This is a genomic window from Maribacter litoralis, from assembly GCF_003075045.1.
Taxonomy (GTDB): domain Bacteria; phylum Bacteroidota; class Bacteroidia; order Flavobacteriales; family Flavobacteriaceae; genus Maribacter; species Maribacter litoralis.
In genome coordinates this window covers 1,440,433-1,467,375 of sequence record NZ_QCZD01000001.1, presented here as the reverse complement: position 1 = coordinate 1,467,375, position 26,943 = coordinate 1,440,433, and the positions used below count along the sequence as shown (strand labels likewise).

The following is a 26,943-nucleotide window of genomic DNA, read 5'->3' as shown; positions in this document are numbered from 1 at the left end:
AAAAGCATCTATGTTGCTTAATTAAACTTTGAAATCTTAAAATGTTTTACAAAATCTAAAGTATGTGTTTATGTGCCTTGTAAGAAGATCTAACCAAAGCACCACTTTCTACATGTCTAAAGCCCATTTCAAGACCTATATCCTCATATTTTTTAAACTGCTCTGGAGTAATAAATTCTTTAACAGGAAGGTGTTTTTTAGATGGTTGTAGATACTGGCCAATGGTTACCACATCTACATCAGCCTTACGTAAATCTGCCAAGGTTGTAATAACTTCATCTTCATGTTCTCCCAAACCTAGCATAATACCAGATTTTGTTCTATTTATACCTTGCTTTTTTAAATAATTCAAAGCTTCAAGACTACGCTCATACTTTGCCTGTATACGAACTTCTCTGGTAAGTCTTTTAACGGTTTCCATATTGTGAGATACAACCTCTGGTGAAACGGCTACTATTCTATCCAAATGCTTTTCTATACCCTGAAAATCAGGTATCAAAGTTTCTAAAGTGGTTGTTGGGTTCATTCGGCGTATGGCCTTTACGGTTTCTGCCCAAATTATGGAGCCCATATCCTTAAGGTCATCCCTATCCACAGAAGTAATTACGGCATGCTTAATACCCATAATTTTTATAGATCTAGCTACCTTTTCCGGTTCGGCCCAATCTACATTTTCAGGTCTACCTGTTTTTACACCACAGAATCCACATGACCTCGTGCAAACATTTCCCAAAATCATAAAGGTAGCGGTACCTTCTCCCCAACATTCGCCCATATTAGGGCAACTACCACTTGTGCAAATAGTGTGAAGATCGTACTTATCTACCAAACCTCTAAGCTGGGTGTATTTCTTACCTGTAGGTAATTTGACCCTTAACCATTTTGGTTTTCCTTTTGGTGGAGCAACATTTTCTTTAACAACTGTAGACATGCTATAATTTTAATACAAATATACGAACTATAAAAATGAGGATAAAGCGGAATTATATACTACACAAATGAGTGTGAAAATATGAAGTTAAATAGAATTCGTTATTTTTTTCTTGCTTCGATAATTTCTGACAGGAGCTTTTTTGCCCTAAGCAATTTTACCTTAACACTGTTAATAGGCTCGTTTAGCTGGGTTGCGATATCGGCATAACTTAACTCGTTGAAATATCTTAAATTGATTACCGCTTGATAATGAGGTTTTAATTTTTTAATATCCCTTAATAAATCGGCTAAATTCTGTTCCTGTATGAGTTGGTCTTCCATTGATGGAGATGCATCTAAAGCACTGGTAATAGCTTCGGAGTTACTACGCGAATCCAACAAACTTTTTTTACGCTTTCTAACCAGGTCGATATGAATATTTTTTGAAATAGTGATCAACCATGTTTTGAATACATAGGCGTCGTTATAAGTATGAATTTTATCGAACGCTTTTGAGAAGGTCTGAATAGTAATGTCTTCAGAATCGTTTTCGTTTTCAGTACGTTTTAATTGAAATCCGTACACATCGTTCCAAAACATATCTAATAAACGGCTGAACGCAATTTGATTGCCTTGTTTAGCTTTGGATATTGTTTCTTTTAATGTGTCTGCCTTATTCAAATATAAATTTTGTAAAACCCCTGTTTTGAGAATGAAGAGTTGCTTATTCCGAAATTAAATCTTTTTTACAATCTTGTTCATCTGGCATTTTGCCGCACATACCACAAGCTTGCCCATCTTGATTTAAAAACGGACTTTGGCTGGCACATGTACCTGCAAACTTACCATCTTTTTTAGACCATATTTTAATAGCTATTCCTGCGAAAGCCAATCCTAATAACCCTATGGTCAATAATACTAGTTTCATATGCTGAATTTTATACAAAGATAAAAAATAAAGCCCCAAAAATGGGGCTTTAAGAATACTTTATGTGAGATAGCTTAATATGCTATATTGGCAACTATATTTTCTACATTCGGTGCATGGTTGCCACCTTTCTGTTCTATAGTGATATAACCTACTGCATTTTCTGCATAAGGTAAAGCCAATAATTTTTGTTGGTCTCCAGCTTCTTCAATAATACCAAGGTTGATCATTTTACCGTTAACTTCTGCCCACATTTGAAAGCATTGGCTTTCTGGAATATTAGGTAGTTTACTTACATTGATATATGACAACTTTTTAACAGGGTTAATATAAGCTACAGCTTTAAGTTCTTTTGCCTTTTGATTTCCTTTAACGTTGTACTTTTTGGTTTGAGGGTTGTTAAGAACAATAAATTGGTTACGTACATCTTCCAACTGCTCTTTCATATTCTCTTCAAGCAATTTTATTTTATTGCTAACAACACTGTTCTCTTCTTGTAGGCTTTGATTTTGATTCCAAAAGAATGTTGAAATACCAATAAATAAAATCGCGGTAATACTTGCCGCTATTGCATAGCTATAGAATCGTTTTCTGCCTTTACGCTCGGCTTTAATTCTTGCATTAATTTTATCTTTTAGTCCTTGTGGTGCTTCAATGGCATGAAGTTTTGCAAAAATCTCAAGATTTTCCTGTAACTCTTCATACGTTTTCCTCACTTCTGGGTACATGGCAATATAACGCTCCACTTGCAAGCTTTCCAACTCGGTAGTAGTTCCTAAAAGGTACTTTTCCAATAAATCGGAATCAAGGAAAATTTTTATTTTGTCTTTCATAATACAATATTTAAAATCATGGCAATTAAGGCAGGACCATATATTTTGCCTAATTCACGTAATCCTATCTTTAGTCTAGATTTAATAGTGCCCAATGGGATGTCCAACTCATCACTTGCTTCTTGTTGGGTCATTCCTTGAAAGAAAAGAGCTTCTAGAACAATTTGATATTTTTCTTCAATTTTGCCTAGATGTTCTTGTACATCCATTAATTCGGGTCTTGTACTTTCTACACCTAAGGTATATACGTCTGAAACGTCTATTTGGATTTCTTTATCAGTTTTAGTGTTGACACTTCTTAATTTGTCAATAGCGGTATTGCGAGTTATTCTGAAAAGCCATGTAAAAAGTTTTGCTTTTTTAGGGTCGTAAGAATCTGCTTTTTTCCAAATTTTGACAAAAGATTCTTGAACTACATCTTGGGCAAGTTCAGGGTCGCGAACTACTTTGTTGGCAACACCTAGTAGGGTGTCAGCATAGTTATCGTACAAAAGTGAAATCGCTTTTTCGTTTCGCTCTTGTAATAATTCAACAATATGATTTTCTAATAGAGTACTCATAATTTAAAAAGATGCACATATTTTTTTTAGAATGGACATCCAAATGCTAACATTGAACCGTATATGCTTAAACGCTAAATTATAAAATTGATTGTTAATGATGCGTTTTCTAAAAATATATATTGAATAAGTGGTCGGCTGGTAACTGCCCACTTTGTTTTTGGTTGGTTTGGTTTGGTAATAACCCTTGTAATTTTATTACAGGGGTTATTTTATTAAATTAACCTCTGGGCTAATTTCTATATTGAATTTTGATTTGACCTCTGCAATAATTTTTGCCGCCAGATCCAATATATCCTTACCGGTTGCATTATCATAATTGACCAATACCAACGCTTGATTTGTATGAACCCCTGCATCACCAAAACGTTTTCCTTTAAAACCACATTGTTCTATTAGCCAACCTGCAGGTATCTTATAAAGTTCATCTGAAACCTTATAAAAAGGTGCCTCAGGGTACTTTAAATTAAATTCCTTAAAAATTTCTTTGTTAACGATCGGGTTTTTAAAAAAACTACCACTATTACCTAATTCTTTTGGGTCTGGCAGTTTACTTTGGCGAATTGCAATGACTGCATTGGAAATATCTTTAATGGTAGGGTTTAATATATTTTCTTTTTCCAATTGATTTTCAATGGCACCGTAACCAGAATTTATTTTATGATTGTTTTTGGTGAAAGAAAAAGTAACCGAGGTTATTACATATTTGTCTTTCCCCTCATTTTTAAAATATGAATCTCTATAGCCAAACTTGCATTCTTCTTTTGATAGTGTTACTAACTGCTGATCTTCTATTCTCACCGCCTCGCAACTTACAAAACAGTCTTTTAGTTCTACGCCATAGGCACCAATATTCTGAATTGGGGCAGTACCGGTATTTCCCGGAATTAATGACATGTTCTCAAGTCCGCCAAAATCATTTTCAAGTGTCCACATCACCATGTCGTGCCAATTTTCTCCGGCCATGACCTTAACTATTGCAGTGTCGTTATCTTCTGATAATAGTTGTTTGCCTTTTAAATTAACATGAATAAAAAGGGCATCAATATAATCTGTAAGCAACATATTACTACCGCCACCGATAAGAATTTTCCTTGGATACTCTTTATTGTTTAGAATGTCCTGTAATTCTTCAATGGTTGTAACTTCTACAAAGTGCCTCGCGGTAGCATCAATGCCAAAAGTATTATAGTTTTTTAAAGAAAAATGGTCATATATAATCATTAACCCTTGTAGTTTTTAAGTGCCTCGCTTAAAATATAAACCGCACGTTTTAGGCTCTCTTTATCAAGAACGTAGGCAATCCTAATTTGTTTTTTACCCAAACCGTCAGTTGCATAAAAACCTGCAGCGGGTGCAACCATTACGGTTTCGTTAACTAAGCTAAAGTCCTCTAACAACCATTGCGCAAAGTGATCTGCGTCTTTAATAGGTAATTCGGCAATACAATAGAAAGCTCCTTGCGGCTTGGCAATTTTAATACCGTCTATTTTTTCTAGCTCTGTAATAAGTAGATTTCTTCTGGCTACATACTCTTCCTTTACTTCGGCGAAGTAGCTATCGGGAGTATCCAAGGCGGCCTCACTGGCAATTTGTGCATAAGTTGGCGGCGATAGTCGTGCTTGTGCAAATTTAAGTGCAGTAGCAATAAAATCCTTGTTTTTAGAGACTAGGTAGCCAATTCTGGCTCCGCACATACTATATCTTTTAGAGACCGAATCAATAACAATCGCATTCTCTTCTAAACCTTCTTCCTTTAAAATAGAAGTATGTGTTTTATTGTCATAGGTAAATTCTCTGTATACCTCGTCGGCAACCAGAAAGATGTTATGCTTTTTAACCAAAGTGGCTAATTTTTGTACCTCTTCTTTGCTATATAAATATCCTGTTGGGTTACCTGGGTTACATATTAAAATAGCCCTGGTTCTTTTCGTAATTAATTTTTCAAACTCTTCAATAGGGGGTAAGGCAAAATTATCTTCTAGTTTAGATACCACCGGTACAACGGTTACACCACATGCAGTAGCAAAGCCATTATAATTGGCATAAAACGGTTCTGGAATAATTATTTCATCATCTGTATCCGCAATGGTATTCATGGCAAATGACAAAGCCTCAGATCCACCTGTGGTTACAATAATATCGTCTGCAGTAACCGGAATATCATTTTTAATATAATACTTGGCAATTTTGCTCCTAAATTCTTCAGATCCTTCGGTGCGGCTATACTCCAACACATTAATGTTATTGTTCTTTACGGCATCGAGTGCTTGTTGGGGAGTTTTTATATCTGGTTGTCCAATATTCAAATGAATGACGTGCACTCCTTTCTTTTTAGCGCTTTCTGCGAAAGGAACTAATTTTCTAATGGGCGATTGGGGCATTGTAAGCCCTTTATTCGAAACAGATGGCATATAAATTAAATTTTACGCAAAAGTGATAAATGATAATGGCACTTACAATTTAATTGTGGTTTATTTAAATTTCATGCTGTTGTTAAAATTGACGGTTATGTTAAAAAAATGCGTATCTTAAAAAGGCTTAACTAATTCATAAAGATTATGTTACGTATACGCTTCTTTTTTTCATTACTTTTCATTTGTAGTATTGGGTGCGCTGTTAATGCACAAACGTATCAATTGCCAAAGGGCAAGAAATTTCATAAAGTGAAATTTCAGCTCATAAATAATCTAATGATTATTCCTGTAGAGGTAAATGGTACAGAATTATCTTTTGTTCTAGATTCTGGGGTAGGTACGCCCATTTTGTTCAATTTGGCAGATCAAGACTCTATTCAACTGAATAATGTTACGGAGATAACTATTAATGGGCTGGGAGAGGGTGATCCCATTAATGCCCTTAAGTCTACTGGTAATAAGGTGCAACTGGGTAGTGTCAAGAATACTTCTCAAAATATTTACGTGGTGATGGATGCTGGTATTAATTTCTCGCCAAGCCTAGGTATTCCTGTACATGGTATTATTGGTTACGACCTATTTCGCGATTTTGTGGTCGATGTAAATTATGTAAAGAAAACGATCAAATTTTATGATCAGGAGCAGTATAGGTATAGGTCAACCAAGAATACTAGAGCTGTGGATATGACGGTCATTAGAAAAAAAGCTTATTTAGACGCTTTTGTGATGATAAATAAAACCGAGGAAATACCTGTTAAAATGTTGTTGGATACAGGTAGTAGTGATGCGGTTTGGTTATTTGAAGATGAACGAATTCAATTGCCTAAAAAGCATTATCAAGATTTTCTTGGTAAGGGCTTGGCCGGTGATATTTTTGGGAAAAGAACAAAAATCGATCATATAAAAATTTCAGATTTTGTATTGAGTGATGCAAAGGCTGCATTTCCAGATATGGAAACCTTTAATACCATTGCAGATTTTGGCGGTAGAAATGGAAGTTTAGGTGGTGAGGTAATAAAAAGATTTAATGTCGCGTTCGATTATGCCAATGAAAAACTCATACTTACCAAAAATTCTAATTTCGGTAAAATATTTCAGTATAATATAAGCGGTATAGATTTACAACATGCGGGTATGAGATATGTATCAGAAAGAATAGCCGATGCCAACGGTGTAGTACATAGTAATGCAAAGTCTTATGGAAATGTGCAGATTATACTTCAAGGAGCAACTAGGCTGAGTCTGGTTCCAGAGATAATTGTTTCGGGAATTCGTCAAGGGAGTCCGGCTCATTCTGCAGGATTACGTGAGGGCGATGTAATTTTAGCTGTAAATGGTAAGCGCATCCATAGATATAAATTACAGGAGATCATGCATATGCTCAACGTAAAGAAAGATAAAAAGATAAAGGTTTTAGTAGAACGGTATGACAATGATTTACTGTTCAGTTTTGAATTGAAACCCTTGTTCGATGAACAATAGCGCATAAAAAAAAGCCCAACTGAAAAGTTGGGCTTTTAAATTTATAAAAAGATTTTTTTATTTGGTACCGGTAGATGCTTTTACCTCACCTTTTATCTTTAGAACCTTTGTAGGTGTATCAGCGTTTGATATCACCGTAATTGCCTTACGGATAGGACCAACTCTGTTAGTATCATACTTTACCTGAATTTCACCGGTTTTACCTGGTAAAATAGGGTCTTCTGGTTTTTTAGGAATTGTACATCCACAACTAGAACTTACTTTGCTCACAATAAGTGGAGCATTACCAGTGTTGGTAAATTCAAAAACTCTAACTCCGTCAGATCCTTTTGCGATTTCACCATAATCAACGGTTTCTGATTTAAACTCTATTTTGGCCGCAGTGTCTTGAGCGGTCAAGCTAAATCCTAGTAAGCCTACAAATAATACAAGTACTATTTTTTTCATCATATTTAATTTTGGGTGGACTTCAAAATTAAATCTTTTCAGATCAACCTCAAAATCCTTTTGTTATACTCTAACGTTACTTATTTTTGTTTCGTATTTAATTTTAGGTAAAATTTAGCTGAAGTGACCGTTAGAATGTCAATTCGGCTTTATTTTTAATAACCCACATTTATATTTATTCAAAAACTGTTCCAAATATGGAAATTCCTTCAAAATATAATCCGCAATCCACGGAATCTCATTGGTATGAGTATTGGATGAAAAACGGATATTTTCATTCAGTTCCCGATGAAAGGGAGCCCTATAGTATAGTAATACCGCCACCAAACGTAACGGGTATATTACATATGGGTCATATGCTGAACAATACCATACAAGATGTATTGATTAGAAGAGCCCGTTTATTAGGTAAAAATGCCTGTTGGGTACCTGGTACCGATCACGCATCAATTGCCACCGAAGCTAAGGTCGTAGCTAAATTAAAAGAGCAGGGTATTAATAAAAATGACCTTACAAGAGATGAGTTTTTAAAACATGCTTGGGATTGGACAAATGAATATGGCGGAATAATTTTAGAACAGTTAAAGAAACTGGGCTGTTCTTGTGATTGGGACCGTACAGCGTTCACTATGGACAAAGAACGGTATGATAGCGTCATCAAAGTATTTATAGACCTTTATAACAAAGGTTTAATTTACCGTGGATATCGTATGGTAAATTGGGATCCAGAGGCACAGACAACCTTGTCTGATGAAGAGGTGGTTTATGAAGAAAAGCAAGGGCTGTTATACTATTTGTCATATGCTATTGAAGGTTCAGACGAAAAAGTGACGATTGCAACCACAAGGCCAGAGACAATTTTAGGTGATACCGCTATTTGTATTAACCCTAATGATGAGCGATTTACCCATTTAAAAGGTAAAAAGGTCATTGTGCCAATTTGTAACAGGGTAATACCTATCATTGAAGACGAATACGTTGATATGGAATTTGGTACAGGTTGTTTAAAAGTTACACCTGCGCATGACATAAATGACAAAGCCCTAGGTGAAAAACATAATCTTGAAACCATCGACATCTTTAATGACAATGCTACCCTAAACAGTTTTGGTATGCATTATGAGGGTAAGGATCGTTTTGTGGTAAGAAAAGAAATCTCAAAAGAACTAGAAGAAAAAGGCTTTCTGGTAAAAACGGAAACCCATATTAATAAAGTGGGTACATCTGAAAGAACCAAAGCTGTTATTGAACCTAAATTATCTGATCAGTGGTTTCTTAAAATGGAAGATTTGGCAAAACCTGCCCTAGAAGCTGTATTGGAAAGTGGTGATGTAAAACTTCATCCGAAGAAATTTGAAAATACCTACCGTCACTGGATGGAGAACGTTCGCGATTGGAACATCTCTAGGCAACTGTGGTGGGGACAGCAGATACCGGCATTCTATTTTGGTGACGGACAAGAAGATTTTGTTGTAGCGGCCAATGTAGAAGATGCCTTGGAACTTGCCAAAGAGAAATCTGGCAATGCTGGTTTACAGATAAGTGATTTAAGACAAGATGCCGATGTGCTCGATACTTGGTTTTCATCATGGTTATGGCCAATGAGTGTATTTGGTGGTATTATGGATCCAGATAACGAAGAGGTAAATTATTATTACCCAACAAATGATTTGGTTACCGGTCCGGATATTTTATTCTTTTGGGTAGCTAGAATGATAGTTGCCGGGTATGAGTTTAGAGGAAAAAAACCTTTTGAGAATGTTTATTTCACCGGTTTGGTTAGAGATAAGCAGCGTAGAAAGATGTCAAAATCTTTAGGGAATTCTCCAGATGCATTGAAACTGATAGAAGATTATGGAGCCGATGGCGTTCGTGTAGGCTTATTGTTAAGTTCTGCCGCTGGTAACGATCTTATGTTCGATGAAGATTTATGTCAGCAAGGAAAAAACTTTGCTAATAAAATTTGGAACGGATTCCGATTGCTAAAAGGATGGGAAGTTGCAGATATTCCGCAGCCTGAAGCTTCTAAGCTTGCTTTGGCATGGTACGAGTCTAAGTTGAACAAAACCTTGGTAGAAATTGAAGATCATTTTAGCAAGTTCCGTATTTCAGATGCTTTAATGTCAATTTATAAATTGGTTTGGGACGATTATAGTTCTTCTTTATTGGAGATTATTAAGCCTGTCTACCAACAGCCAATTGATAAAACAACTTTTGATCAAGTGATTGGGTTGTTTGAACAGAACTTGAAATTATTGCACCCTTTTATGCCTTTCTTGACCGAAGAGGTTTGGCAACATATTTCCAAAAGAAGCGAGAGCGAAGCTCTGGTAGTTGCAAAATGGCCAACAGTAGGTAAAATTGATGAGCAATTATTAGAAGATTTCGACTTTGCGGCTGAGGTTATTGCAGGCGTAAGAACCATTAGAAAAAACAAGAATATTCCAATGAAAGAAGCATTGGAGTTATCTGTTTTAAATACTGAAAAGGTTAGTAACCGTTTTGATGTGGTCATATCTAAATTGACCAATGTATCTGACATTAGTTATGTAAAAGAACAGTTAGAAGGTGCTTTGACGTTTCGTGTTAAGAGTAATGAATACTTTGTGCCTATGGAAGGCGCTATCGATATTGAAGCGGAAATCGTTAAAATTAACGAAGAGTTGACCTATACCAAAGGATTTTTAAAATCTGTGCAGAAGAAACTTTCCAATGAGCGTTTTGTGAACAATGCTCCAGAAAAGGTTATAGCGATTGAGCGTCAAAAATTAGCCGATGCTGAAGCTAAAATTGAAACATTAGAGAAAAGTTTAGCTAGTTTAAGCTAAAATTTTAGTTGATAAATTAAGTAAGCCTCATTTCTATTTCATTAGAAATGAGGCTTTTTCTATTGTTAAAATTTAGTAAGTGCTTTAGTGGTTTTGTATTTTTAATTAGAACTAAAAAGCTTCGAAAATGAAATCACTACGAAAAGAAGATATTAAACAAGAAGTATTTGATCTTTACGATGCCTATGCGCATAATAAACTAGAACGCCGAGACTTTGTTCAAAAGTTGTCAATGTATGCCGTAGGTGGTATAACTGTGCCTTCGTTAATGAGTTTTCTTATGCCAGATTATGAAACAACATTGTTGATTGATAAAAACGATCCGGATCTTGACTCTGAATTTATTACCTATAATTCACCTAAAGGCGGTGGTGAGATCAAGGCGTTGCTTTCAAAGCCAAAATCTGCTAAAGAAAAATTACCTGGTATAGTGGTAGTGCATGAGAATAGAGGGTTGAACCCGTATATAGAAGATACGGCAAGAAGGGCAGCCTTGGCAGGTTTCATTACAATAGCGCCAGATGCGCTGAGCCCGTTGGGCGGTTATCCTGGTAATGATGATGAAGGAAGGGAGATGCAACGCAAAAGAGAGAGAAATGAAATGCTTGAGGATTTTATTGCTGCGTTTGATTATTTAAAGAATCATGAGGATTGTAACGGAAAAATAGGTGTTGTAGGTTTTTGTTTCGGAGGATGGATTTCTAACATGATGGCGGTTAAAGTACCAGATTTGGCAGCTGCCGTTCCGTTTTACGGAGGTCAGCCCAAAGAAGATATAGAGCGTATAAACGCGCCTTTATTACTACAATATGCCGGTTTAGATGAGCGTGTAAACGCCGGATGGCCAGAATATGAAAAAAGATTAAATGAATTAGGTAAAGAGAATACTGCATATTTCTATCCAAATGTAAATCATGGTTTTCATAATACATCTACCCCAAGATATGATGAAGAAGCCGCAGAATTGGCATGGTCAAGAACTATTGAGTTTTTCAAAGAGAAATTGATGTAAGTCGTTGATTTTAAATGCTTATAATAGCGTGTTTACGGTATAGTTCTGATTTTGAGCTAGTAATCGTTTGATTTGAGTTAAGCTAACAGGGGTAATCCCTTTAAATTTACCATATAAACAATCTAAAAAACACACATTATGAGAAGTCTATTATGGTTAGTAGCAGTTATTTGTATAATTATATGGTTATTGGGAATGTTAGGAATTGTTCCTGGCCTTGCAACTGGTAGTTTAGTACATATCCTATTGGTAATTGCAGTTATTGTAATCCTTTATAATATCATATCAGGTAAAAAGGTCTTGTAAAGCAAATATTTACAAACCATTTTTCAAAAAATATACGAACCCTTGTTGATAGCAAGGGTTTTTTATGCTTTAATGTTATCTTTAATACTATGATAAGACCATATGTATTAGCAGAAACCAATTGGGAGCATTTAAAAAATGAACAATTTGATTTAGCCATTTTACCGTGGGGTGCAACCGAGGCACATAACTTTCATTTACCCTATGGTACAGATAATTATCAAGCGGAACATATGGTAACCTCTTCTGCAGGTATGACTTGGGAGAAAGGAAAAAAGGTCATTGTTCTGCCAACAATACCTTATGGTGTCAATACCGGACAGAAAGATATCTATTTGGATATGAATCTGAACCCGTCTACGCAATTGGCTATTTTAAAAGATTTGGTTACAGTTTTGGATAGGCAAGGGATTAAAAAGCTCTTATTGTTTAACGGTCATGGTGGAAATAATTTTAAACCACTGGTAAGAGAATTGGGTTTAATGTTTCCAGAAATGTTCATTAGCTTTTGCTTTTTTCCTCCAATGCTAGATAAAACTGAATATTTTAAGGAAAAAGGAGATCATGCTGATGAAATGGAAACAAGCTTAATGCTTTATCTCAGGCCAGATTTGGTTTTGCAAAAAGAAAAATGGGGTAGTGGTAGTGCTAAAAAGTTTAAGATCAAAGCTTATAATGAGGGCTGGGCTTGGGCAGAAAGACAATGGTCTAAAGTAAGTAGTGATACAGGAATTGGAAATCCGGAGTATGCCACCTCTGAAAAAGGCGAACGTTTTTTTAATGATGTATGCACAAAGCTAGATGAGCTTTTTTGTTCTCTATGTGATGCCGATTTAGAAGATTTGTATCATTGATTCTTAACACCTACCCATTTGGTCGTAGAAGGTTCTTCAATTGTTTTAAGATTGATGTTTAGATCAATTTTTAAGGACCATAAAGCACTTAAAATAATTATGTTTTTAAATATGTATTGTCCCGCTAGAGTGAAAATCAATTCGCCTTTGCCAAAAATTTCTTCAGGTAGTAAAAATAAAGGGGTGAAGGTAAAAAGTATATGAATTATTGCAATAGAGATGATTATACGAGGTTTCCAATTTATGATAAGAAAGCAACCAATTAAAGTTTCGGCAGCTGCCAAAATAGTTAAACCCAAATGTTGGGGTAAAATGCCTAAAGTTAAAATACCAATGGTATTAGTTGCTAAATCTTCTGCCGGACTTAGATTAGGAATAAATTTAATGAAACCAAATATTAAATAGACAAGCCCTATCGAAATACGAAGTATGTTGAATTTCAATTTTTGTAGTTGTTTCATCTAGTAAATTTCACTGGTTTACATATACTATAAACTCAATAGCAACAACCTAGTACTTAATATGATTATTTGAAGGTAATTAATTGTGGTTACTTCAATTCTTTGGTGGCCAATTCAATGTAAGATTGCATTGCTTTCTTCTTGCTCATATTCTTGGCTTGAAATAATGCATTTGCTTTAAATGCATTGATCAATGGTGTTTTACTACCTGGATTATCAAAATTGGCATTTGCAATTTTGTAATAGGCATAAAGTTTTAAAAGAACATCTGCAGGTATTGGCTCTGTATAGTTATTAACCAAATCAACCGTCTTCTCAAATTCAATATGTAAGTTCGTCTTTTTCATTTGGGTCGATAAAAGTGGCAATACATGTGCCGGCACCTTTTACTTTTTGGTTAAGTTTTACGTTAATCTGGCAGTCCAATGGCAAGAATAAATCTACTCTAGAGCCAAATTTAATAAAACCGGCATCATCACCTTGTTGAACACTTTCTCCTACCTCGGCATAATTTACAATACGTCTTGCTAATGCACCTGCAATTTGTCTATATAGAATTTCGCCAAACTTAGGTGTTTTGATCACTACCGTTGTTCTTTCGTTTTCTTCGCTAGATTTTGGGTGCCAAGCTACGAGATATTTACCTGGGTGGTATTTTGAAAAGGTTATGCTACCGCTTGCAGGGTATCTGGTAACGTGTACGTTTACCGGAGACATAAATATAGATACCTGCTTTCTCTTGTCCTTAAAATATTCTTTTTCCTCCACTTCTTCAATGACCACAACTTTACCGTCAACGGGCGACAAGATTTCATTAAAATCTTTTATGGCCAGTCTTTTAGGGTTTCTAAAAAACTGTAGAATAATGATCAGTAGAATTAAGCCAAGTATTTGAACCGTTAATTTCAGCCATGCTATATCTATGAAAAAATGAGCCAGTATAATACTAACCCCTATTAGTAAAAAAGAAAACAATATAATTTTTTGTCCCTCTCTATGAAACATAACTGAAAATATTTAAAGTTAAATATGCAAACGGTGCTGCAAAAACTAAACTATCCAAACGATCTAACATGCCACCATGGCCCGGTAATATGGCTCCACTGTCCTTAACACCCGCAGTTCGTTTAAATTTTGATTCTATCAAATCTCCCAAACTTCCTGCTACAACTATAACGGTGGCCAATATCATCCATTGAATAGGACTAATTAGCTCTTCAAATCTACCCATAAGATAAGCTGCAGCCAGTGCAAATATAAAACCTCCTAAAGTACCTTCAATGGTTTTTTTAGGAGAAACTGATGGAAAAAGTTTGGTACGTCCAATACTCTTACCAACTAGATATGCAAATGAATCGTTTACCCAAATTAAAATAAAAATACCCATGATCAATAATTTGGCAAAGGCGTCATTTTTGTAAGGTATCATAGTAAGAAAAATACAACCTCCCCCGATGTAGAACAAGCCTACAATAAATTTTAGTGGTGTATTGAGAATCAAAGGTTTTTTTGTAAAAAGGTTTGCTAACAAAAAAATGTTGACCACAATAGTTACCAACATAAGAACATTGATAAGCAGTTGATCTTTTACTAAATAGATGAAGACCCACCAAAGAGCAAGGTATGCAGCAAAAATGTAAAACCCTTTTAAGCGAACTAGTTTTTTATATTCATATAGACAAGCGAGACCGAATGTCATGAACAAAAAATCAAATGCGTCGGAGCTTAAAAAAACTGCCGACAGTAATAAAATGATATATACAGCCCCAGTTAATGACCTTCGTAAAATTTCTTTCATACTATAAATCTTCCAGTAGTAAAAGATAAAGATTTTTAGTACTACTACCATAGGTTAGAAAATCATCTGAATTTTCTTTGGTAGCCTTAAAGTGTTTTAGGGTTGTTATATTGGCCGGAATTTTTTGACCGTATTTCTTTTTAATAGTTTTTAAACCTTCACCAATATTTTCTACCAATTGACTTGTAGTTGCAAAAACAACTACATTACTTGGTAGTTCATTTACTTTTTTCTCAAGTAATTGATTAGAGCAAACTAAAATACTTCCGTTTTGGGCTATTAAATGCTCACAGGTGGTAAAGAATACCTCACTTTGCCTGGCATTATCGGTAAAAGTAATCGGTTCCTTTGAAAATTTTTGGGCTAGCCTTTCATTGAGAACAAAGAAAGGCTCGCTTTCCCAATTATTTTCCGTTACTATATTTTGTATAGCACGTGACACTTCTATGTCAGAATCGCAATAGATAAACTTTCCACCATTTTGCTTGAAATGTATGGTAAATTTCTCGTCAACGGGAATATTTATATCAGGCATATGGTCTCCACGCGTCTCCGCTGTTTCTTTCGAAACTTTCTTCTTACCACCACCAAATAAAATATCTAAAAACCCCATTTATACTATTGAACTAATTGCTAATCTAAAGTAGTGCAATTTTACTTATTTTCAGTAATTTCTTGCTCCTCTGTAGAATTGTTTTCCTCTTCTTCTTTAAGTTTCTTTTCGTTTTCTAATGCTAAAACATCCTTTTCGAAATTACGCTTTCCAAAAATCTTTTCTAAATCTTCCTTAAAGATAACCTCTTTCTCTAACAATCGTTCGGCCAAAGTGGTAAGTTTATCTTTATTGTCTGTTAATACCTTAATTGCTCGTTGGTATTGCTCTTCTATGATTTTAGAGATTTCTGCATCAATTTTACGAGCAGTATCTTCACTGTAAGGCTTAGAGAAACCGTAAGAATCTTGACCAGATGAATCGTAGTACGTTGTATTACCAATAATATCGTTAAGACCATAAATGGTAACCATAGCCCTTGCTTGCTTGGTAACTTTTTCCAAATCACTTAAAGCACCGGTAGATATTTTATTGAAAATAACCTTTTCTGCAGCTCTACCTCCCATTGTTGCACACATTTCGTCCAACATTTGTTCTGGTCTTACAATTAAACGCTCTTCCGGTAGATACCATGCAGCGCCTAACGACTGTCCTCTAGGTACAATAGTAACTTTTACCAATGGAGCAGCATGTTCCAACATCCAACTTGTAGTTGCATGCCCTGCTTCGTGATAAGCTATAGTTTCTTTTTCACCAGGGGTAATTATCTTGTTTTTCTTTTCAAGACCACCAACGATTCTATCAACGGCATCTAAGAAATCTTGCTTAGTAACCGCTTTCTTTTCGTTACGTGCAGCTATTAATGCCGCTTCGTTACAAACATTGGCAATATCTGCACCAGAGAAACCAGGAGTTTGTCTAGCCAAGAAATCCAAGTCTAAAGTTTCAGCTGTTTTGATAGGTCTTAGGTGAACCTCAAAAATTTCTTTACGTTCACGAATATCCGGTAGGTCAACATAAATTTGTCTGTCAAATCTACCGGCACGCATTAATGCCTTGTCCAATACATCTGCACGGTTGGTTGCTGCCAATACAATTACATTGGTATTGGTTCCAAAACCATCCATTTCTGTTAGTAATTGGTTCAAGGTATTTTCACGTTCATCATTTGAGCCCGTAAAATTGTTTTTACCTCTAGCTCTACCGATAGCATCGATTTCATCGATAAATATAATGGCAGGAGATTTGTCTTTTGCCTGCTTAAATAGATCACGTACCCTAGAAGCACCAACACCTACGAACATTTCTACGAAGTCTGAACCGGATAAGGAGAAGAAAGGCACTTTAGCTTCACCGGCAACTGCTTTGGCTAAAAGTGTTTTACCAGTTCCTGGAGGACCTACTAATAATGCTCCTTTTGGTATTTTTCCACCTAATGAGGTATACTTGTCTGGGTTTCTTAAAAACTCAACAATTTCTTCAACCTCTTCCTTGGCACCTTCTAGACCTGCAACATCTTTAAATGATGTTCTTGTATCGGTCTTTTCGTCAAATAATTTTGCTTTCGATTTACCAATGTTGAAGATTTGCCCACCGGCACCGCCGCCGCCGCCGCCAGACATTCTGCGCATTAAGTATATCCAAATACCAATGATCAATACAAAAGGTAATAATGATAACAGGAAATCTAGTATAGCTGTTGATTCTTTACCAAATTCAATAATGGTATCTAAATTGTTCTCTTTTTTGATGTCGGTAATTTCATTTTGAAAAATTTGAAGATCACCGTAATCTAAAGTGTATTGAGGAACATTGCCAGACGAAGGAAGAAAAGACTTCTCATTGACATCTTTGTGAACATCTTTAGAAATAGCTTCATCGGTCAAAAAGACTTTTGCTTGATTTGTATTTGTGATGATTAAAATCTTTTTAACATCACCATTTCTCAAATACTGCTGTAATTCTGAAGTAGTCGTTTTTTGTGTGCTAGCTAAATCATCACTATTGAATAATTGAAACCCAATAAGTAATACTGCTACCAATCCGTAAATCCACCAAGAGCTAAACTTTGGTTTTTTCGGATTTGTTTTGTTTTCTTTTGCCATTTTAATTTTTTATTGATTTACGCTACTTTCTATTGTTGTGAATTTTGCATCTCCCCATAAACCTTCTATGTCATAAAATTCTCGAACTTGCTTTTGGAATACATGGACCACTACATTAACATAGTCCATTAATACCCATTCGGCATTGTCCTCGCCTTCTACGTGCCAGGGTTTATCTTGAATCGCTTTACTTACTGTTTTTTGGATAGAACCTACGATAGCATTTACATGCGTATTGGAAGTACCGTTACAAACTATGAAGTAATCACAAACGGTATTCTCAATTTCTCTTAAATCTAATAGATTGACATTTTGTCCTTTTACCTCGTCAACTCCTTGTATAATTAATGCAATTAACTCATCTGCGCTAGTTTTACTTTCCTGCATTCAAAAATTTTAGTTTTTACAAAGTTATTATTTTTTTGTTCTTTTAGGTCTAGTTTTTAACAATACATTAAAGTTTCACAATAAGGTACGTCAAATGCAAATAATCAAACTTGATGCCACGCAATCAACAAACACCTATTTAAAAAATTTGTCATTTGAAAGAGCGTTAGAAGATTTTACTGTCATAACCACTAAAAACCAAACATCGGGTAGGGGGCAATTAAATGCGGTGTGGGAGTCTCAGCCTGGTAAGAATCTAGCTTTCAGTGTATTGAAAAAAAATATTGATATTCCAATTCAACGGGTTTTTCTTGTAAGTGTTTGTGTTTCATTGGCTATTTTAGAGAGTTTAAAAGATTTTGGAATACCTAATTTGAGTATTAAGTGGCCAAACGACATTCTGTCAGGTAATTACAAAATTGGAGGTATATTGATAGAAAATATTATATCGGGCTCAACAATTAAACGTAGTATTATAGGTTTTGGGTTGAACGTAAATCAAAAATCATTTAAAAATGCGCCTCATGCATCTTCGTTAAAAATAATTACGGGTATTGATTATGATCTTGATGAAGTGTTCTATTCCCTGGTAGAACATCTACACCAAAATTTGATCAGACCATTTCAATTGCGTGAAAAAGAATTATATGCACAATACCATACCCACTTATTTAAAAAGGGGCAAACCAGTATTTTTAAGCTTCCGAACGATGAGCAAATTACGGGTACAATAGAAAAGGTTTCCATTGACGGTAAATTGGTCGTGAAACTAGTTAATGGTGATTTTAAGGAGTTCGGATTAAAAGAAATACAGTTACTGTATTAGATTTTACCCAAATTAGTCGATAGTGTATTTATGAAATTCGTGATAGGCGATTTTATCATCATGGCCATCATAGCATTGAACTCACCTTTGAAGCTTAAAACAACTTCACTTTGTTCGCTACCAACTTCACTAATGTCTGCAGTTAACGTAAATGGTAATTTTTCACTGGCAGCACCCAAAACTAATTGATCAAAAGGTGTTTGCTCCTTTTTTTCTAAAACTATTTCTGGCATACCCTTTAAAGCAAAAAGAAGCCTATTTTCATTAAGAACTTCGAACTTATCTATATTTTCGGGCATTAACTGTCTAAAATTAGATAGGTCGTTCAAAAAGTTGAAAGTTTCTTCTTTACTTTTTGCTACTTGTGCCTTAGGCGTTTCTATAAACATATATTATTTATTTGTCCATTGTGAAGGGTCTTTCCTCCATTCCATTAATGTTGTTAATTGTTCTTCTTTTACATAACCTGTATCCGAAGCTTGTTCAATTAAATGGGCGTAATTGCTTAACGTATGCAATTCAGTATTTTCTTCCTTAAAGTTTTTATCAGCAGTTTCAAATCCGTAGGTAAAAATGGCCAACATTCCCTTAACATTGGCATCTATAGCTTTAAGGGCCTTTACTGCATTTAAACTGCTTTTTCCCGTGCTGATCAAATCTTCGATTACAACCACTGTTTGATGGGCTTCTAAATGACCTTCGATTTGATTTTGACGACCATGAGATTTAGGTTCAGGTCTTACATATACGAACGGAAGGTTAAGTTTATCTGCCACTAAAGCACCAATGCCAATTGCTCCTGTGGCAACACCAACAATACAATCTGGCTTGCCGTATAATTGCTCAACTTGCTTCGCCATTTCATCACGAACGTAGTTTCTGATTACAGGGTAAGAAAGTAATATTCTGTTATCGCAATATATAGGAGATTTCCATCCAGAAGCCCATGTAAAAGGATTTTCGGGATTCAATTTAATTGCATTAATTTGCAAGAGAAGCTCTGCTGTTTTTTTTGCAGTGTTTTTGTCTAAAACCATGACGCAAATGTATAAAGTTTTTGTTAATGAATTGCCTTTGATTTTAACAAATAAACTCTCTGATACTACAAACGGTGAGTATTTTTTGTTAAATAAGGAGTCTGTTGAAGAGGCTATAAGTTCATTGAGGAAGGGGAAGTTGGAGGAAGCGTTCATATACCACCCGAATCACGATGAAATTTTTAAAAAATTTACGCAATATATTCCACTGGTTATTGCTGGCGGTGGTGTTGTATATAATAAAGAGAGAAAGGTTCTTTTTATTTATAGAAACGATAAATGGGATTTACCGAAAGGAAAACTCGATAAAGGTGAAACCATTGAGGAGTGTGCCATACGTGAGGTAGAAGAAGAGACCGGAGTAAAAGGTCTTAAGCTAGATAATTACTTGCGCACTACCTATCACCTTTTTAAACGTAACGGCATTACTAAACTAAAGCAAGTATATTGGTATGAAATGAGTACCGATTATGAGGGTAAATTAAAACCCGAAAAAAAGGAAGGCATCTTTAAGGTAAGATGGAAAGGTCCCGAAAAAATAAAAAAGGCTTTAGAAAATTCTTACGTCAATATAAAAATATTATTTCAAGAGGATTAGTATCAGTTTGGTATTCTATAGATAGGATATTGCATGTGAGCTTCTTCATAATGCTTACTGTGTTTAAATAACCATTTTAGTTGTAGGTACCAGTTGTTTTTAAAGTCTTGATCTTGATTCTTTTTAATGTCAAATTCAGTTCTTAGGATAGAATCATTTTTTAACATTTCTAGAGCGGTATCTTCAAATACGTAAGGTGAAAAACCTTCTTTTTGTTGTAAAATGGTATCAAAGAAATTCCAATTGAAAAATGAATCTACAGCACTAGGTTCTAAGGTTTCAAGTATATACCTAAGCCCTGGTTGGTCTGTAGGTATAATAATATCTCCCGCTTTAAATTCTTTTGAAATGTTGGCAGAATTTACTGAGGTATTATAATGAAGATAATGACCTTCGTAAGGAGATGTATATGTTTTGTAGTTGTCTATTTTATACGATTCAACCAAAAATGTAGAATCTTTTTGTAGTTCGGTATATGAAATGTTATTGAGCTCTAATCGCTTTATGACATTATGCCACTGCTTACCGATGATGTACGCTTGAGGTATGCGTATGGAGTCTGAGGCTTTAAAGTAATCTTGATACATTACTTCTTTTTGGGTGGGGATTTCTCGATTATATTTTAATCTTTTAAAGCCGGTAATTTCACTAATAATGGTATCTGCTTTAAATCCTTTGAAAACATAATTTGAAGTTTTGGTCGTATCCAATTGCCATTTTAGCGGGTAATAATCACTTTGTTGTAGAGCGGCATTGGCAACATTGCGCATTTCTTTAATCTTTTTACCATCTTTCTCTGCAATGGCAATCATTTTTAGCATAAGCTGGTAAGTGCCGGCTACCCGTTTATCGTAAGGTTTTAGCATATGCGTCTCTACCATCATACCTACGGTATTCCATAATGTGGTATAACCGGTAGAATATCTCGGGTGATCCATAAATTGTTGAAATCCATTTTCGGGCGGAGCGTTGAATACATTTACATAGGGTGTAATTTCCCACCCATCGTTGAGCAATGAATCCTGTAATTGGGGCATTAATTGATCATGAACATAATCACCTAAGGCGCCACCTAATTTATTGTGTTGTGTAAAAAGGTGGGTAAGGGTGTACTGGTAGTCAGCACCGTTACTAACGTGGTTATCTATAAAAATATCAGGATTTATTAAATGAAATATTTCAGTAAAAGTTTCAGTGTTTTTAGTATCCGTTTTAATGAAATCCCTATTTAGATCATAGTTTTTGGCATTACCCCTAAAACCATATTCTAAGGGTCCATTTTGGTTGGCTCTAGTGGTGCTATTTCTGTTAAGGGCACCACCAACATTATAAACCGGTATGGTAGCAATTATCGTCTCCTCTGGTACTTTAATTTCTTTACTAGCTAAATCTCTAAATAGAAGCATTGTAGCATCAATACCGTCGCTTTCACCGGGGTGAATACCGTTATTGATCAACATCATTGTATTGTTCTCTGCTAATTTTTTAAAATCAAAATCACCTTTGCCGCTATACGTAACCACATGCAAAGGTTTACCACTATCGGTAGTACCAATGGTTTGTATGTTTATACTGGAAAATTCTTTGGACAGTTTTATATAAAAATCAATTACCTGCTCGTAGGTAGCTGTTTCCGTTTTGTTAGAAGTTTCAAAAGGGGTAGGGAAATCGGTTTTGGTATTTTCAACTTTATTCTCGCAAGAGAGCAATGTAAAAAACAATAATAGCGGTAATATCGTTTTCATGAACTATCAATTAAATAGGTTAAATGCCAGTAATTGATAGTAAAAATAATAATTACTTTATTGCTTTAAGCAACTTGGGTAATTTCAACGATTTTATTTCTATCGATCGGTTTTTGATTGAATGTAATTAAATGATGGCTTTTTCCTTTAAAATACTCCCATTGCTGTTGATCACGAGGGTCAATGGAAGAGGTGACAATATTGATTCTGATTTTTTCCCTAATCGGTAGGTTGATAAAAGCTTCTAAAAATTCCCACCCATCCATAATGGGCATATTAATATCTAAAAATATTATCTGTGGAATTTGCTGTTTGCTATTAAAAAAATCGTTCATAGCGTCTATAGCAATTTTGCCATTTGCATACGATGCTATAGAATTGCACTCTACACTTGAAGAAATTAATTTTCGTAAACCGAAAACGGTAATTGCATCGTCATCAATAATAGTGATATCACTAATTTTTTTCATTAAAGAAAATTTTAAATTCTGTACCTTTTCCTACAACACTACTAACTTCAACTTTACCGTTCATAGCATCAATTTGATTTTTGGTAAGGTAAAGACCTATACCTCTGGCGTCTTTATGATCATGAAATGTTTTATACATTCCAAAGAGCTTTTTGCCATACTTTTCTAAATTTATTCCCAGTCCGTTATCTGCAATTGTCAATATTGAATAGTTATCTTTTTTCTCTGCACTTAAAATTACTTTAGCATCTCTTTCTGGGTGTTTGTACTTAACGGCATTAGAGATAAAGTTCGTTAAAATACTATCTAAATATGCCGGTACAGAATGAACCATAAAGTCCTCCGGTACATTGTTTTCAATGGTGGCATTGTTATTTGAAAGAAGTGAAGATAAATGCTGTTTAGTATCTAATATCTTGTCATTTAGAGGTAACTCCTTTATTTCAATATTGGTATTCGTGTTTATGGAAACAACTTCATTTAAGTTGTCTAAAGTTTCAAGTAAATTATTAGAAGCTTTGGTAAGCATTTCCACAATTTTTGTTTTCTCATTCTCGTCTTCTTCATTTTCCAAAAAGTTTAAAAGCATGGAGAAATTTGCAGAATGAGAGCGCAAATTATGGGAAACTATATGAGCAAAGTTTAATAATTTTTTATTCTGAACAGAGGCAATATTAATAATGTTACGTAATTCTTTTTCTTTTTCCTTAAGTCTAGTGATATCCAAGCTTATACCAACAATACCATAGGCAATTCCTTTACTGTTAAGTAGCGGTATTTTAGAACTAAGAAAAGATGTTACCTTGCCGTCTAATGTAGTTTTTTTAGTCTCCTTACCAATTACTGGTTTAAGAGTGTTCATTACTTTTAAATCCTCTGCACGAGATTTTCTGGCAGCTTCTAAAGGGTAAAGATCAAAGTCGTTCTTTCCAATAATTTCTTTTGGGTCGTTTACGCCTAAGTATTCACATTCAGCCTTATTGATCAATACTTTTCTCGATTCAGTGTCTTTGATATAAACATTAACGGGTAAGTTGTCTATAAGTGTTCTAAGTAATTTTTCGTTATCAATGGTTTTAGTATGTGCCTCTACCTGCTCATGAATATCTTGAAAAGTACCTATTAAACCTACCATTTCCCCTTTATTGTAGATAGGTTTTCCCCCAGCCATTACCCACTTTTCTTTTCCAGAGGCGGTTACAATCTGTAGTTTTAAGTTGCTCCACGTTTTGCCTTTGTTCTGTGCTTCAAATAATGACATGGAAATAGTATTTCTACTATGCCCTTCTTTATAATAGAATAAAGCAGTTTCTATATTAGGGGTGAAATCTCTCGGTACTTCATGTATTGCCTTTGTGGTTTCGCACCAAAACAATTTGTTTTCGACAATATTATATTCCCATCGACCAATTTTAGTGATTTCGGCTTGTTGTTGTAGAAAAAGTTCTTTTTTATTTAGCTCAAGCTCATTTTTTACGGCGTCGGTAATGTTACTCAATTGAATGATTGCTCCAACGATATTTTCATCAACGTCGTACCAAGGTGCGTTGGTCCACTCAAACCAAAGCTCTTGTCCGTCGCAATCAATGGCTTTGTGTATGCCCATTGGTTGTGAATTTCCTTTAAAGCAATTTTCTATGACCATTTTCCATTTATGGCTTAAATCGGGGAAAACTTCAAATAAGCTTCCTGAGTTAGAGCATTCGTCATTTTTATTAAAAAGGCTCGTCCATTTGTCAGAGGTCTGAACAATGTTAAAATTAGTATCAATGAAGGCAGTTGGTGCCGGTAATTGTCTAATTATGTACGAGGCGTTAGATGTTAGGGGAACTTTTACCATGCCGCTGAAATTTCTTACGAATTTAAAGGGATTGAAACAGTTAACTGTATAATTGTTGTGAATGCTATCATTTACGTTGTAAAAGAATTAAAAATCAGATTTTAAACTGCGTTATTATTTTTTGTTAAAGTGAAATCTAAAAATAGAACCCTGCCCAGGATTACTTTCTACAGTAATTTTACCTTTCATTGCTTCCATTTGATTTTTTGTTATGTATAAGCCAATACCTCTAGAATCTTTGTTTCTATGAAAGGTTTTGTAAAGCCCGAATAATTGGTCGCCATATTTTTCTAAATCAATACCCAAACCATTGTCTTCAATACTTAAAATAGTATAATTTTCATTTTCTTCTGCACTTAAAATTATAATAGGTGTTTTGTCTTCACTCCTATATTTTATGGAATTTGTAATACAGTTGGTCAATATACTGTTCAAATAAGCAGGCAAAGCTTTAATGGTAACGTCGTCTGGTATTTCATTAATGATTTTACCATTTGTCTGTTTTAAAAGCCCAGCTACATTCTGCTCAACGATAAAAATACTATCGTTTAAGCAAAGTGATTTCTTCTCATTGTTTACATTAGATTTCACTGCTACGATCTCCCTAAGACCTTTAATGGTTTCAGATAGATTGTCGGATGCATTGAAAAGCATCGTCATAAATTTATTTCGTTGAGTAAGCCCTTTTTCATCGTTTAGAAAATTTAAAAGCAATGAAAAGTTTGTAGCATGGGTTTTAAGATTATGTGAAACCATATGGGCAAAGTTGAGAAGCTGGTCATTTTTTTCCCTTGATGCGGTAATGGTATTTTTTAACCTCTTTTCTAATTTAGTTTGAGTTGTAATATTCTCAATAGTACAGAGAATGCTCTTTTTGCTATTACGTCCTACAAGCAGATTTCCAGTAACCTTTAGATTTAATTGATGTTTTAATTTGTTTGAATATGTAAATTTCACAGGTTTAAATACACCGTTATTTTCTAATTGTTGCATTAGGTTGTCTGATTTGCTAATGAGCGTTGAACTCACGAAACTCTTAACACTCTTGTTCAGGAAATAATTTTTGTCATAACCAGATAGTTTTAAAAATTGTTGATTGACATTTATAATTCTTCCAGTACTAAAATCTACAATAGCTAGACCTAGTGGTATTTTCTCAAATAATGGGTATTCGTTAAGCTCGTTTTCTAGTTTAGTAAGCTGTATGTCAATTTGATTTATTTCATCAACTTCTTGAATAGTGCCAATAATTCTGGTGCACTTACCGTCTTTAAACTTTGGTCTGCCAATGGTGTTTACCCAAATAATTTTTCCATCTTGTTGTTGTAGCTGAGCTTTTACGTTCCAAGGTTTACCTGAGTTGATAGCTTCATCAAGTGCCTTTTTTATGATATCTTTAGATTCGTCTACGTAGAAGTCGATGGCATTATCTAAAGTAGGTTCATAATCTACTTTTAAACCATATATCTTGTTCACCACTGGTGTCCATTGTAATAAGTTGTTAACGACATCGAGCTCCCAACTTCCTATTTTTGCAACAGACCTTTTATTATTAAGCAATAATTTTGTCTTGTTCAGTTCCAATTCCAGCTCTTGGGTTTTGGAAATAGGTTCTGTTTTTATGATTACACCAATGATATTGCCATACCCATCTTTCCAGGGGTTTAAATGCCAAATGGAGTCTTCAGATGAGTAATGGGAATTTTTAGCGTTGTACTTAAATTTAATATCCCTTAAACCATCTAAGCTATACTTTAACCGTGTAGTAAGTTCTTGAGAAAGTTCTGGGAAAAGACTATCAAGGTTTTTACCTTTTATTTGATCAAGATCAAATTGAAAATTGACCAACCACCTGGGTGAAGCACTTATAAGATTGTAATCGGTATCTATGATGGCAATAGATGATGGAATTTGTTGAATCCAATCTAAAGAAAATGAAGAGCTATTTTTTGATTTTAGCATAGGTGGAAAGAATTTTCCTACTAAATTATAAGAATATTCCAACCTTACCTTGTAAATTGTTGTGTTTTTGCGAAAAAGTGTGGTTATACGGGCCTTTTATGTTGTCTGGCCGATGAAATACGCTTATTTTCTTACAGAATCAGGTACTAAGCCAGTGTAATCGCCACCGTTGCGTATTACATCTCTTACTATAGATGAACTTATATATGATTTGCCCGATGAGGTCAATAAAAACACGGTTTCTATCTCAGATAATTTTCTATTTGTATGTGCAATTGCCTTCTCAAATTCAAAATCTCCAGGGTTGCGCAATCCCCTTAAAATAAAATTAGCATCTACTTTCTTACAAAAATCTACTGTAAGCCCTTCGTATGATTTTACAGAAATTGAGGGTACATCTTTAAATGCCTCTTCTATAAATTTTATACGTTGTTCTAAGCTGAACATGTACTTTTTATCTGCATTTTTTCCTATGGCAATTATAATCTCATCGAATAAAGTGATGCCTCTCATAATAATGTCATGATGGCCTAAAGTCAATGGGTCAAAAGAACCGGGAAAAATTGCTCGTCTCATATAAAG

At 34.7% G+C, this 26,943-nt stretch carries 29 protein-coding genes; 7 read left to right on the top strand and 22 right to left on the bottom strand.

Annotated features, from left to right (window positions below; genetic code table 11):
* Nucleotides 1–55: 55 nt before the first annotated feature.
* From lipA to DCS95_RS06595, 7 genes are all read right to left on the bottom strand, one after another.
* Nucleotides 56–931, bottom strand: coding sequence for a lipoyl synthase (lipA, locus tag DCS95_RS06625; protein ID WP_116769973.1), 876 nt, complete (start codon nt 929–931; stop codon nt 56–58).
* 101 nt (nt 932–1,032) lie between these two features.
* A complete protein-coding gene (locus tag DCS95_RS06620; RefSeq protein ID WP_116769972.1) occupies nt 1,033–1,593 on the bottom strand; it encodes an RNA polymerase sigma factor in 561 nt (186 codons plus the stop codon).
* A gap of 43 nt (nt 1,594–1,636) precedes the next feature.
* A complete protein-coding gene (locus DCS95_RS06615) occupies nt 1,637–1,840 on the bottom strand; it encodes a membrane or secreted protein (RefSeq protein WP_116769971.1) in 204 nt (67 codons plus the stop codon).
* Between the two features lie 74 nt (nt 1,841–1,914).
* Nucleotides 1,915–2,673, bottom strand: coding sequence for an anti-sigma factor (locus DCS95_RS06610; RefSeq protein WP_116769970.1), 759 nt, complete (start codon nt 2,671–2,673; stop codon nt 1,915–1,917).
* Nucleotides 2,670–3,233: an RNA polymerase sigma factor gene (locus tag DCS95_RS06605; protein WP_116769969.1), complete on the bottom strand. Its 564-nt coding sequence runs from the start codon at nt 3,231–3,233 to the stop codon at nt 2,670–2,672. Before DCS95_RS06605 ends, DCS95_RS06610 begins: the two co-directional genes overlap by 4 nt.
* A 207-nt stretch (nt 3,234–3,440) precedes the next feature.
* Nucleotides 3,441–4,457 carry a UDP-N-acetylmuramate dehydrogenase gene (gene murB, locus DCS95_RS06600; protein WP_116769968.1) on the bottom strand — a complete coding sequence of 339 codons (1,017 nt, stop codon included), beginning with the start codon at nt 4,455–4,457 and terminating at the stop codon, nt 3,441–3,443.
* Nucleotides 4,457–5,647, bottom strand: coding sequence for a pyridoxal phosphate-dependent aminotransferase (locus DCS95_RS06595; protein ID WP_116769967.1), 1,191 nt, complete (start codon nt 5,645–5,647; stop codon nt 4,457–4,459). Before DCS95_RS06595 ends, murB begins: the two co-directional genes overlap by 1 nt.
* Nucleotides 5,648–5,926: 279 nt before the next feature.
* Here DCS95_RS06595 and DCS95_RS06590 point away from each other — a divergent pair, with 279 nt between their 5' ends.
* Nucleotides 5,927–7,132, top strand: coding sequence for an aspartyl protease family protein (locus DCS95_RS06590; protein WP_244178399.1), 1,206 nt, complete (start codon nt 5,927–5,929; stop codon nt 7,130–7,132).
* Between the two features lie 57 nt (nt 7,133–7,189).
* Here DCS95_RS06590 and DCS95_RS06585 read toward each other — a convergent pair whose 3' ends face one another.
* Complete coding sequence (locus tag DCS95_RS06585) at nt 7,190–7,582, bottom strand: DUF1573 domain-containing protein (protein WP_116769965.1); 393 nt, start codon at nt 7,580–7,582, stop codon at nt 7,190–7,192.
* 194 nt (nt 7,583–7,776) lie between these two features.
* Between DCS95_RS06585 and DCS95_RS06580 the strand changes: the two genes are divergently transcribed.
* From DCS95_RS06580 to DCS95_RS06565, 4 genes are all read left to right on the top strand, one after another.
* Nucleotides 7,777–10,407, top strand: a complete 2,631-nt coding sequence (locus DCS95_RS06580) for a valine--tRNA ligase (RefSeq protein ID WP_116769964.1) — start codon at nt 7,777–7,779, stop codon at nt 10,405–10,407.
* A gap of 127 nt (nt 10,408–10,534) precedes the next feature.
* Complete coding sequence (locus tag DCS95_RS06575) at nt 10,535–11,419, top strand: dienelactone hydrolase family protein (protein WP_116769963.1); 885 nt, start codon at nt 10,535–10,537, stop codon at nt 11,417–11,419.
* A 138-nt stretch (nt 11,420–11,557) separates the two neighbouring features.
* Nucleotides 11,558–11,725, top strand: a complete 168-nt coding sequence (locus DCS95_RS06570; RefSeq protein ID WP_027067903.1) for a lmo0937 family membrane protein — start codon at nt 11,558–11,560, stop codon at nt 11,723–11,725.
* An 89-nt stretch (nt 11,726–11,814) separates the two neighbouring features.
* On the top strand, nt 11,815–12,579 hold the full coding sequence (locus DCS95_RS06565) for a creatininase family protein (protein ID WP_208630736.1): 765 nt from the start codon (nt 11,815–11,817) through the stop codon (nt 12,577–12,579).
* Here the strand turns inward: DCS95_RS06565 and DCS95_RS06560 are convergent.
* The 7 genes from DCS95_RS06560 to rsfS all read right to left on the bottom strand — a co-directional run bounded on the left by DCS95_RS06560 (nt 12,573) and on the right by rsfS (nt 17,883).
* Nucleotides 12,573–13,040, bottom strand: a complete 468-nt coding sequence (locus tag DCS95_RS06560) for a hypothetical protein (protein ID WP_116769962.1) — start codon at nt 13,038–13,040, stop codon at nt 12,573–12,575. The two genes, DCS95_RS06565 and DCS95_RS06560, sit on opposite strands and share 7 nt — an antisense overlap.
* Nucleotides 13,041–13,129: 89 nt before the next feature.
* On the bottom strand, nt 13,130–13,387 hold the full coding sequence (locus DCS95_RS06555; protein ID WP_116769961.1) for an acyl-CoA-binding protein: 258 nt from the start codon (nt 13,385–13,387) through the stop codon (nt 13,130–13,132).
* The gene (locus tag DCS95_RS06550; protein ID WP_116769960.1) at nt 13,362–14,045 is read right to left on the bottom strand and encodes a phosphatidylserine decarboxylase family protein; all 684 of its coding nucleotides are present in this window, start codon (nt 14,043–14,045) and stop codon (nt 13,362–13,364) included. The genes DCS95_RS06555 and DCS95_RS06550 overlap by 26 nt, the downstream gene beginning before the upstream one ends.
* On the bottom strand, nt 14,035–14,838 hold the full coding sequence (locus tag DCS95_RS06545) for a phosphatidate cytidylyltransferase (RefSeq protein WP_116769959.1): 804 nt from the start codon (nt 14,836–14,838) through the stop codon (nt 14,035–14,037). Before DCS95_RS06545 ends, DCS95_RS06550 begins: the two co-directional genes overlap by 11 nt.
* A gap of 1 nt (nt 14,839) precedes the next feature.
* Nucleotides 14,840–15,451: an LUD domain-containing protein gene (locus tag DCS95_RS06540; protein WP_116769958.1), complete on the bottom strand. Its 612-nt coding sequence runs from the start codon at nt 15,449–15,451 to the stop codon at nt 14,840–14,842.
* A gap of 41 nt (nt 15,452–15,492) precedes the next feature.
* Nucleotides 15,493–17,496 carry an ATP-dependent zinc metalloprotease FtsH gene (gene ftsH / locus DCS95_RS06535; RefSeq protein WP_116769957.1) on the bottom strand — a complete coding sequence of 668 codons (2,004 nt, stop codon included), beginning with the start codon at nt 17,494–17,496 and terminating at the stop codon, nt 15,493–15,495.
* Nucleotides 17,497–17,505: 9 nt separating this feature from the next.
* Nucleotides 17,506–17,883, bottom strand: a complete 378-nt coding sequence (rsfS, locus tag DCS95_RS06530; RefSeq protein ID WP_116769956.1) for a ribosome silencing factor — start codon at nt 17,881–17,883, stop codon at nt 17,506–17,508.
* Between the two features lie 94 nt (nt 17,884–17,977).
* Between rsfS and DCS95_RS06525 the strand changes: the two genes are divergently transcribed.
* Nucleotides 17,978–18,709 (top strand): biotin--[acetyl-CoA-carboxylase] ligase, encoded by a 732-nt coding sequence (locus DCS95_RS06525; RefSeq protein ID WP_116769955.1) that lies wholly within the window; start codon nt 17,978–17,980, stop codon nt 18,707–18,709.
* On the opposite strand, the gene DCS95_RS06520 is transcribed toward DCS95_RS06525, so the two are convergent.
* Nucleotides 18,706–19,098, bottom strand: a complete 393-nt coding sequence (locus tag DCS95_RS06520; RefSeq protein WP_116769954.1) for an SRPBCC family protein — start codon at nt 19,096–19,098, stop codon at nt 18,706–18,708. The genes DCS95_RS06525 and DCS95_RS06520 overlap by 4 nt on opposite strands.
* A 3-nt stretch (nt 19,099–19,101) precedes the next feature.
* Nucleotides 19,102–19,746, bottom strand: a complete 645-nt coding sequence (gene pyrE, locus DCS95_RS06515) for an orotate phosphoribosyltransferase (RefSeq protein WP_116769953.1) — start codon at nt 19,744–19,746, stop codon at nt 19,102–19,104.
* A 7-nt stretch (nt 19,747–19,753) separates the two neighbouring features.
* Between pyrE and DCS95_RS06510 the strand changes: the two genes are divergently transcribed.
* Nucleotides 19,754–20,344 carry an NUDIX hydrolase gene (locus DCS95_RS06510; RefSeq protein ID WP_116770184.1) on the top strand — a complete coding sequence of 197 codons (591 nt, stop codon included), beginning with the start codon at nt 19,754–19,756 and terminating at the stop codon, nt 20,342–20,344.
* Nucleotides 20,345–20,346: 2 nt separating this feature from the next.
* Here the strand turns inward: DCS95_RS06510 and DCS95_RS06505 are convergent, their stop codons facing one another.
* The 5 genes from DCS95_RS06505 to coaD all read right to left on the bottom strand — a co-directional run bounded on the left by DCS95_RS06505 (nt 20,347) and on the right by coaD (nt 26,937).
* Complete coding sequence (locus DCS95_RS06505) at nt 20,347–22,089, bottom strand: M14 family metallopeptidase (RefSeq protein WP_116769952.1); 1,743 nt, start codon at nt 22,087–22,089, stop codon at nt 20,347–20,349.
* Between the two features lie 65 nt (nt 22,090–22,154).
* Nucleotides 22,155–22,559 carry a response regulator gene (locus tag DCS95_RS06500; RefSeq protein ID WP_116769951.1) on the bottom strand — a complete coding sequence of 135 codons (405 nt, stop codon included), beginning with the start codon at nt 22,557–22,559 and terminating at the stop codon, nt 22,155–22,157.
* Nucleotides 22,546–24,399, bottom strand: coding sequence for a PAS domain-containing sensor histidine kinase (locus tag DCS95_RS06495; RefSeq protein ID WP_116769950.1), 1,854 nt, complete (start codon nt 24,397–24,399; stop codon nt 22,546–22,548). Before DCS95_RS06495 ends, DCS95_RS06500 begins: the two co-directional genes overlap by 14 nt.
* 114 nt (nt 24,400–24,513) lie before the next feature.
* Nucleotides 24,514–26,361, bottom strand: coding sequence for a PAS domain S-box protein (locus tag DCS95_RS06490; RefSeq protein ID WP_164674134.1), 1,848 nt, complete (start codon nt 26,359–26,361; stop codon nt 24,514–24,516).
* A 123-nt stretch (nt 26,362–26,484) separates the two neighbouring features.
* Nucleotides 26,485–26,937 (bottom strand): pantetheine-phosphate adenylyltransferase, encoded by a 453-nt coding sequence (gene coaD, locus DCS95_RS06485; RefSeq protein WP_116769948.1) that lies wholly within the window; start codon nt 26,935–26,937, stop codon nt 26,485–26,487.
* Nucleotides 26,938–26,943: the final 6 nt, after the last annotated feature.

What these genes read in the sequence shown, in the direction of transcription:
- DCS95_RS06555 (WP_116769961.1), bottom strand. Translation starts at nt 13,387, where the DNA reads ATGAAAAAGACGAACTTACATATTGAATTTGAGAAGACGGTTGATTTG.
- DCS95_RS06590 (WP_244178399.1), top strand. Translation starts at nt 5,927, where the DNA reads ATGATTATTCCTGTAGAGGTAAATGGTACAGAATTATCTTTTGTTCTA.
- DCS95_RS06490 (WP_164674134.1), bottom strand. Translation starts at nt 26,361, where the DNA reads ATGCTAAAATCAAAAAATAGCTCTTCATTTTCTTTAGATTGGATTCAA.
- DCS95_RS06520 (WP_116769954.1), bottom strand. Translation starts at nt 19,098, where the DNA reads ATGTTTATAGAAACGCCTAAGGCACAAGTAGCAAAAAGTAAAGAAGAA.
- DCS95_RS06545 (WP_116769959.1), bottom strand. Translation starts at nt 14,838, where the DNA reads ATGAAAGAAATTTTACGAAGGTCATTAACTGGGGCTGTATATATCATT.
- DCS95_RS06580 (WP_116769964.1), top strand. Translation starts at nt 7,777, where the DNA reads ATGGAAATTCCTTCAAAATATAATCCGCAATCCACGGAATCTCATTGG.
- DCS95_RS06510 (WP_116770184.1), top strand. Translation starts at nt 19,754, where the DNA reads ATGTATAAAGTTTTTGTTAATGAATTGCCTTTGATTTTAACAAATAAA.
- DCS95_RS06550 (WP_116769960.1), bottom strand. Translation starts at nt 14,045, where the DNA reads ATGTTTCATAGAGAGGGACAAAAAATTATATTGTTTTCTTTTTTACTA.
- rsfS (WP_116769956.1), bottom strand. Translation starts at nt 17,883, where the DNA reads ATGCAGGAAAGTAAAACTAGCGCAGATGAGTTAATTGCATTAATTATA.
- coaD (WP_116769948.1), bottom strand. Translation starts at nt 26,937, where the DNA reads ATGAGACGAGCAATTTTTCCCGGTTCTTTTGACCCATTGACTTTAGGC.
- DCS95_RS06610 (WP_116769970.1), bottom strand. Translation starts at nt 2,673, where the DNA reads ATGAAAGACAAAATAAAAATTTTCCTTGATTCCGATTTATTGGAAAAG.
- DCS95_RS06495 (WP_116769950.1), bottom strand. Translation starts at nt 24,399, where the DNA reads ATGGTAAAAGTTCCCCTAACATCTAACGCCTCGTACATAATTAGACAA.
- DCS95_RS06560 (WP_116769962.1), bottom strand. Translation starts at nt 13,040, where the DNA reads ATGAAACAACTACAAAAATTGAAATTCAACATACTTCGTATTTCGATA.
- DCS95_RS06575 (WP_116769963.1), top strand. Translation starts at nt 10,535, where the DNA reads ATGAAATCACTACGAAAAGAAGATATTAAACAAGAAGTATTTGATCTT.
- DCS95_RS06525 (WP_116769955.1), top strand. Translation starts at nt 17,978, where the DNA reads ATGCAAATAATCAAACTTGATGCCACGCAATCAACAAACACCTATTTA.
- DCS95_RS06585 (WP_116769965.1), bottom strand. Translation starts at nt 7,582, where the DNA reads ATGATGAAAAAAATAGTACTTGTATTATTTGTAGGCTTACTAGGATTT.
- DCS95_RS06565 (WP_208630736.1), top strand. Translation starts at nt 11,815, where the DNA reads ATGATAAGACCATATGTATTAGCAGAAACCAATTGGGAGCATTTAAAA.
- murB (WP_116769968.1), bottom strand. Translation starts at nt 4,457, where the DNA reads ATGATTATATATGACCATTTTTCTTTAAAAAACTATAATACTTTTGGC.
- pyrE (WP_116769953.1), bottom strand. Translation starts at nt 19,746, where the DNA reads ATGGTTTTAGACAAAAACACTGCAAAAAAAACAGCAGAGCTTCTCTTG.
- lipA (WP_116769973.1), bottom strand. Translation starts at nt 931, where the DNA reads ATGTCTACAGTTGTTAAAGAAAATGTTGCTCCACCAAAAGGAAAACCA.
- DCS95_RS06500 (WP_116769951.1), bottom strand. Translation starts at nt 22,559, where the DNA reads ATGAAAAAAATTAGTGATATCACTATTATTGATGACGATGCAATTACC.
- DCS95_RS06540 (WP_116769958.1), bottom strand. Translation starts at nt 15,451, where the DNA reads ATGGGGTTTTTAGATATTTTATTTGGTGGTGGTAAGAAGAAAGTTTCG.
- DCS95_RS06615 (WP_116769971.1), bottom strand. Translation starts at nt 1,840, where the DNA reads ATGAAACTAGTATTATTGACCATAGGGTTATTAGGATTGGCTTTCGCA.
- DCS95_RS06505 (WP_116769952.1), bottom strand. Translation starts at nt 22,089, where the DNA reads ATGAAAACGATATTACCGCTATTATTGTTTTTTACATTGCTCTCTTGC.
- DCS95_RS06570 (WP_027067903.1), top strand. Translation starts at nt 11,558, where the DNA reads ATGAGAAGTCTATTATGGTTAGTAGCAGTTATTTGTATAATTATATGG.
- DCS95_RS06605 (WP_116769969.1), bottom strand. Translation starts at nt 3,233, where the DNA reads ATGAGTACTCTATTAGAAAATCATATTGTTGAATTATTACAAGAGCGA.
- ftsH (WP_116769957.1), bottom strand. Translation starts at nt 17,496, where the DNA reads ATGGCAAAAGAAAACAAAACAAATCCGAAAAAACCAAAGTTTAGCTCT.
- DCS95_RS06595 (WP_116769967.1), bottom strand. Translation starts at nt 5,647, where the DNA reads ATGCCATCTGTTTCGAATAAAGGGCTTACAATGCCCCAATCGCCCATT.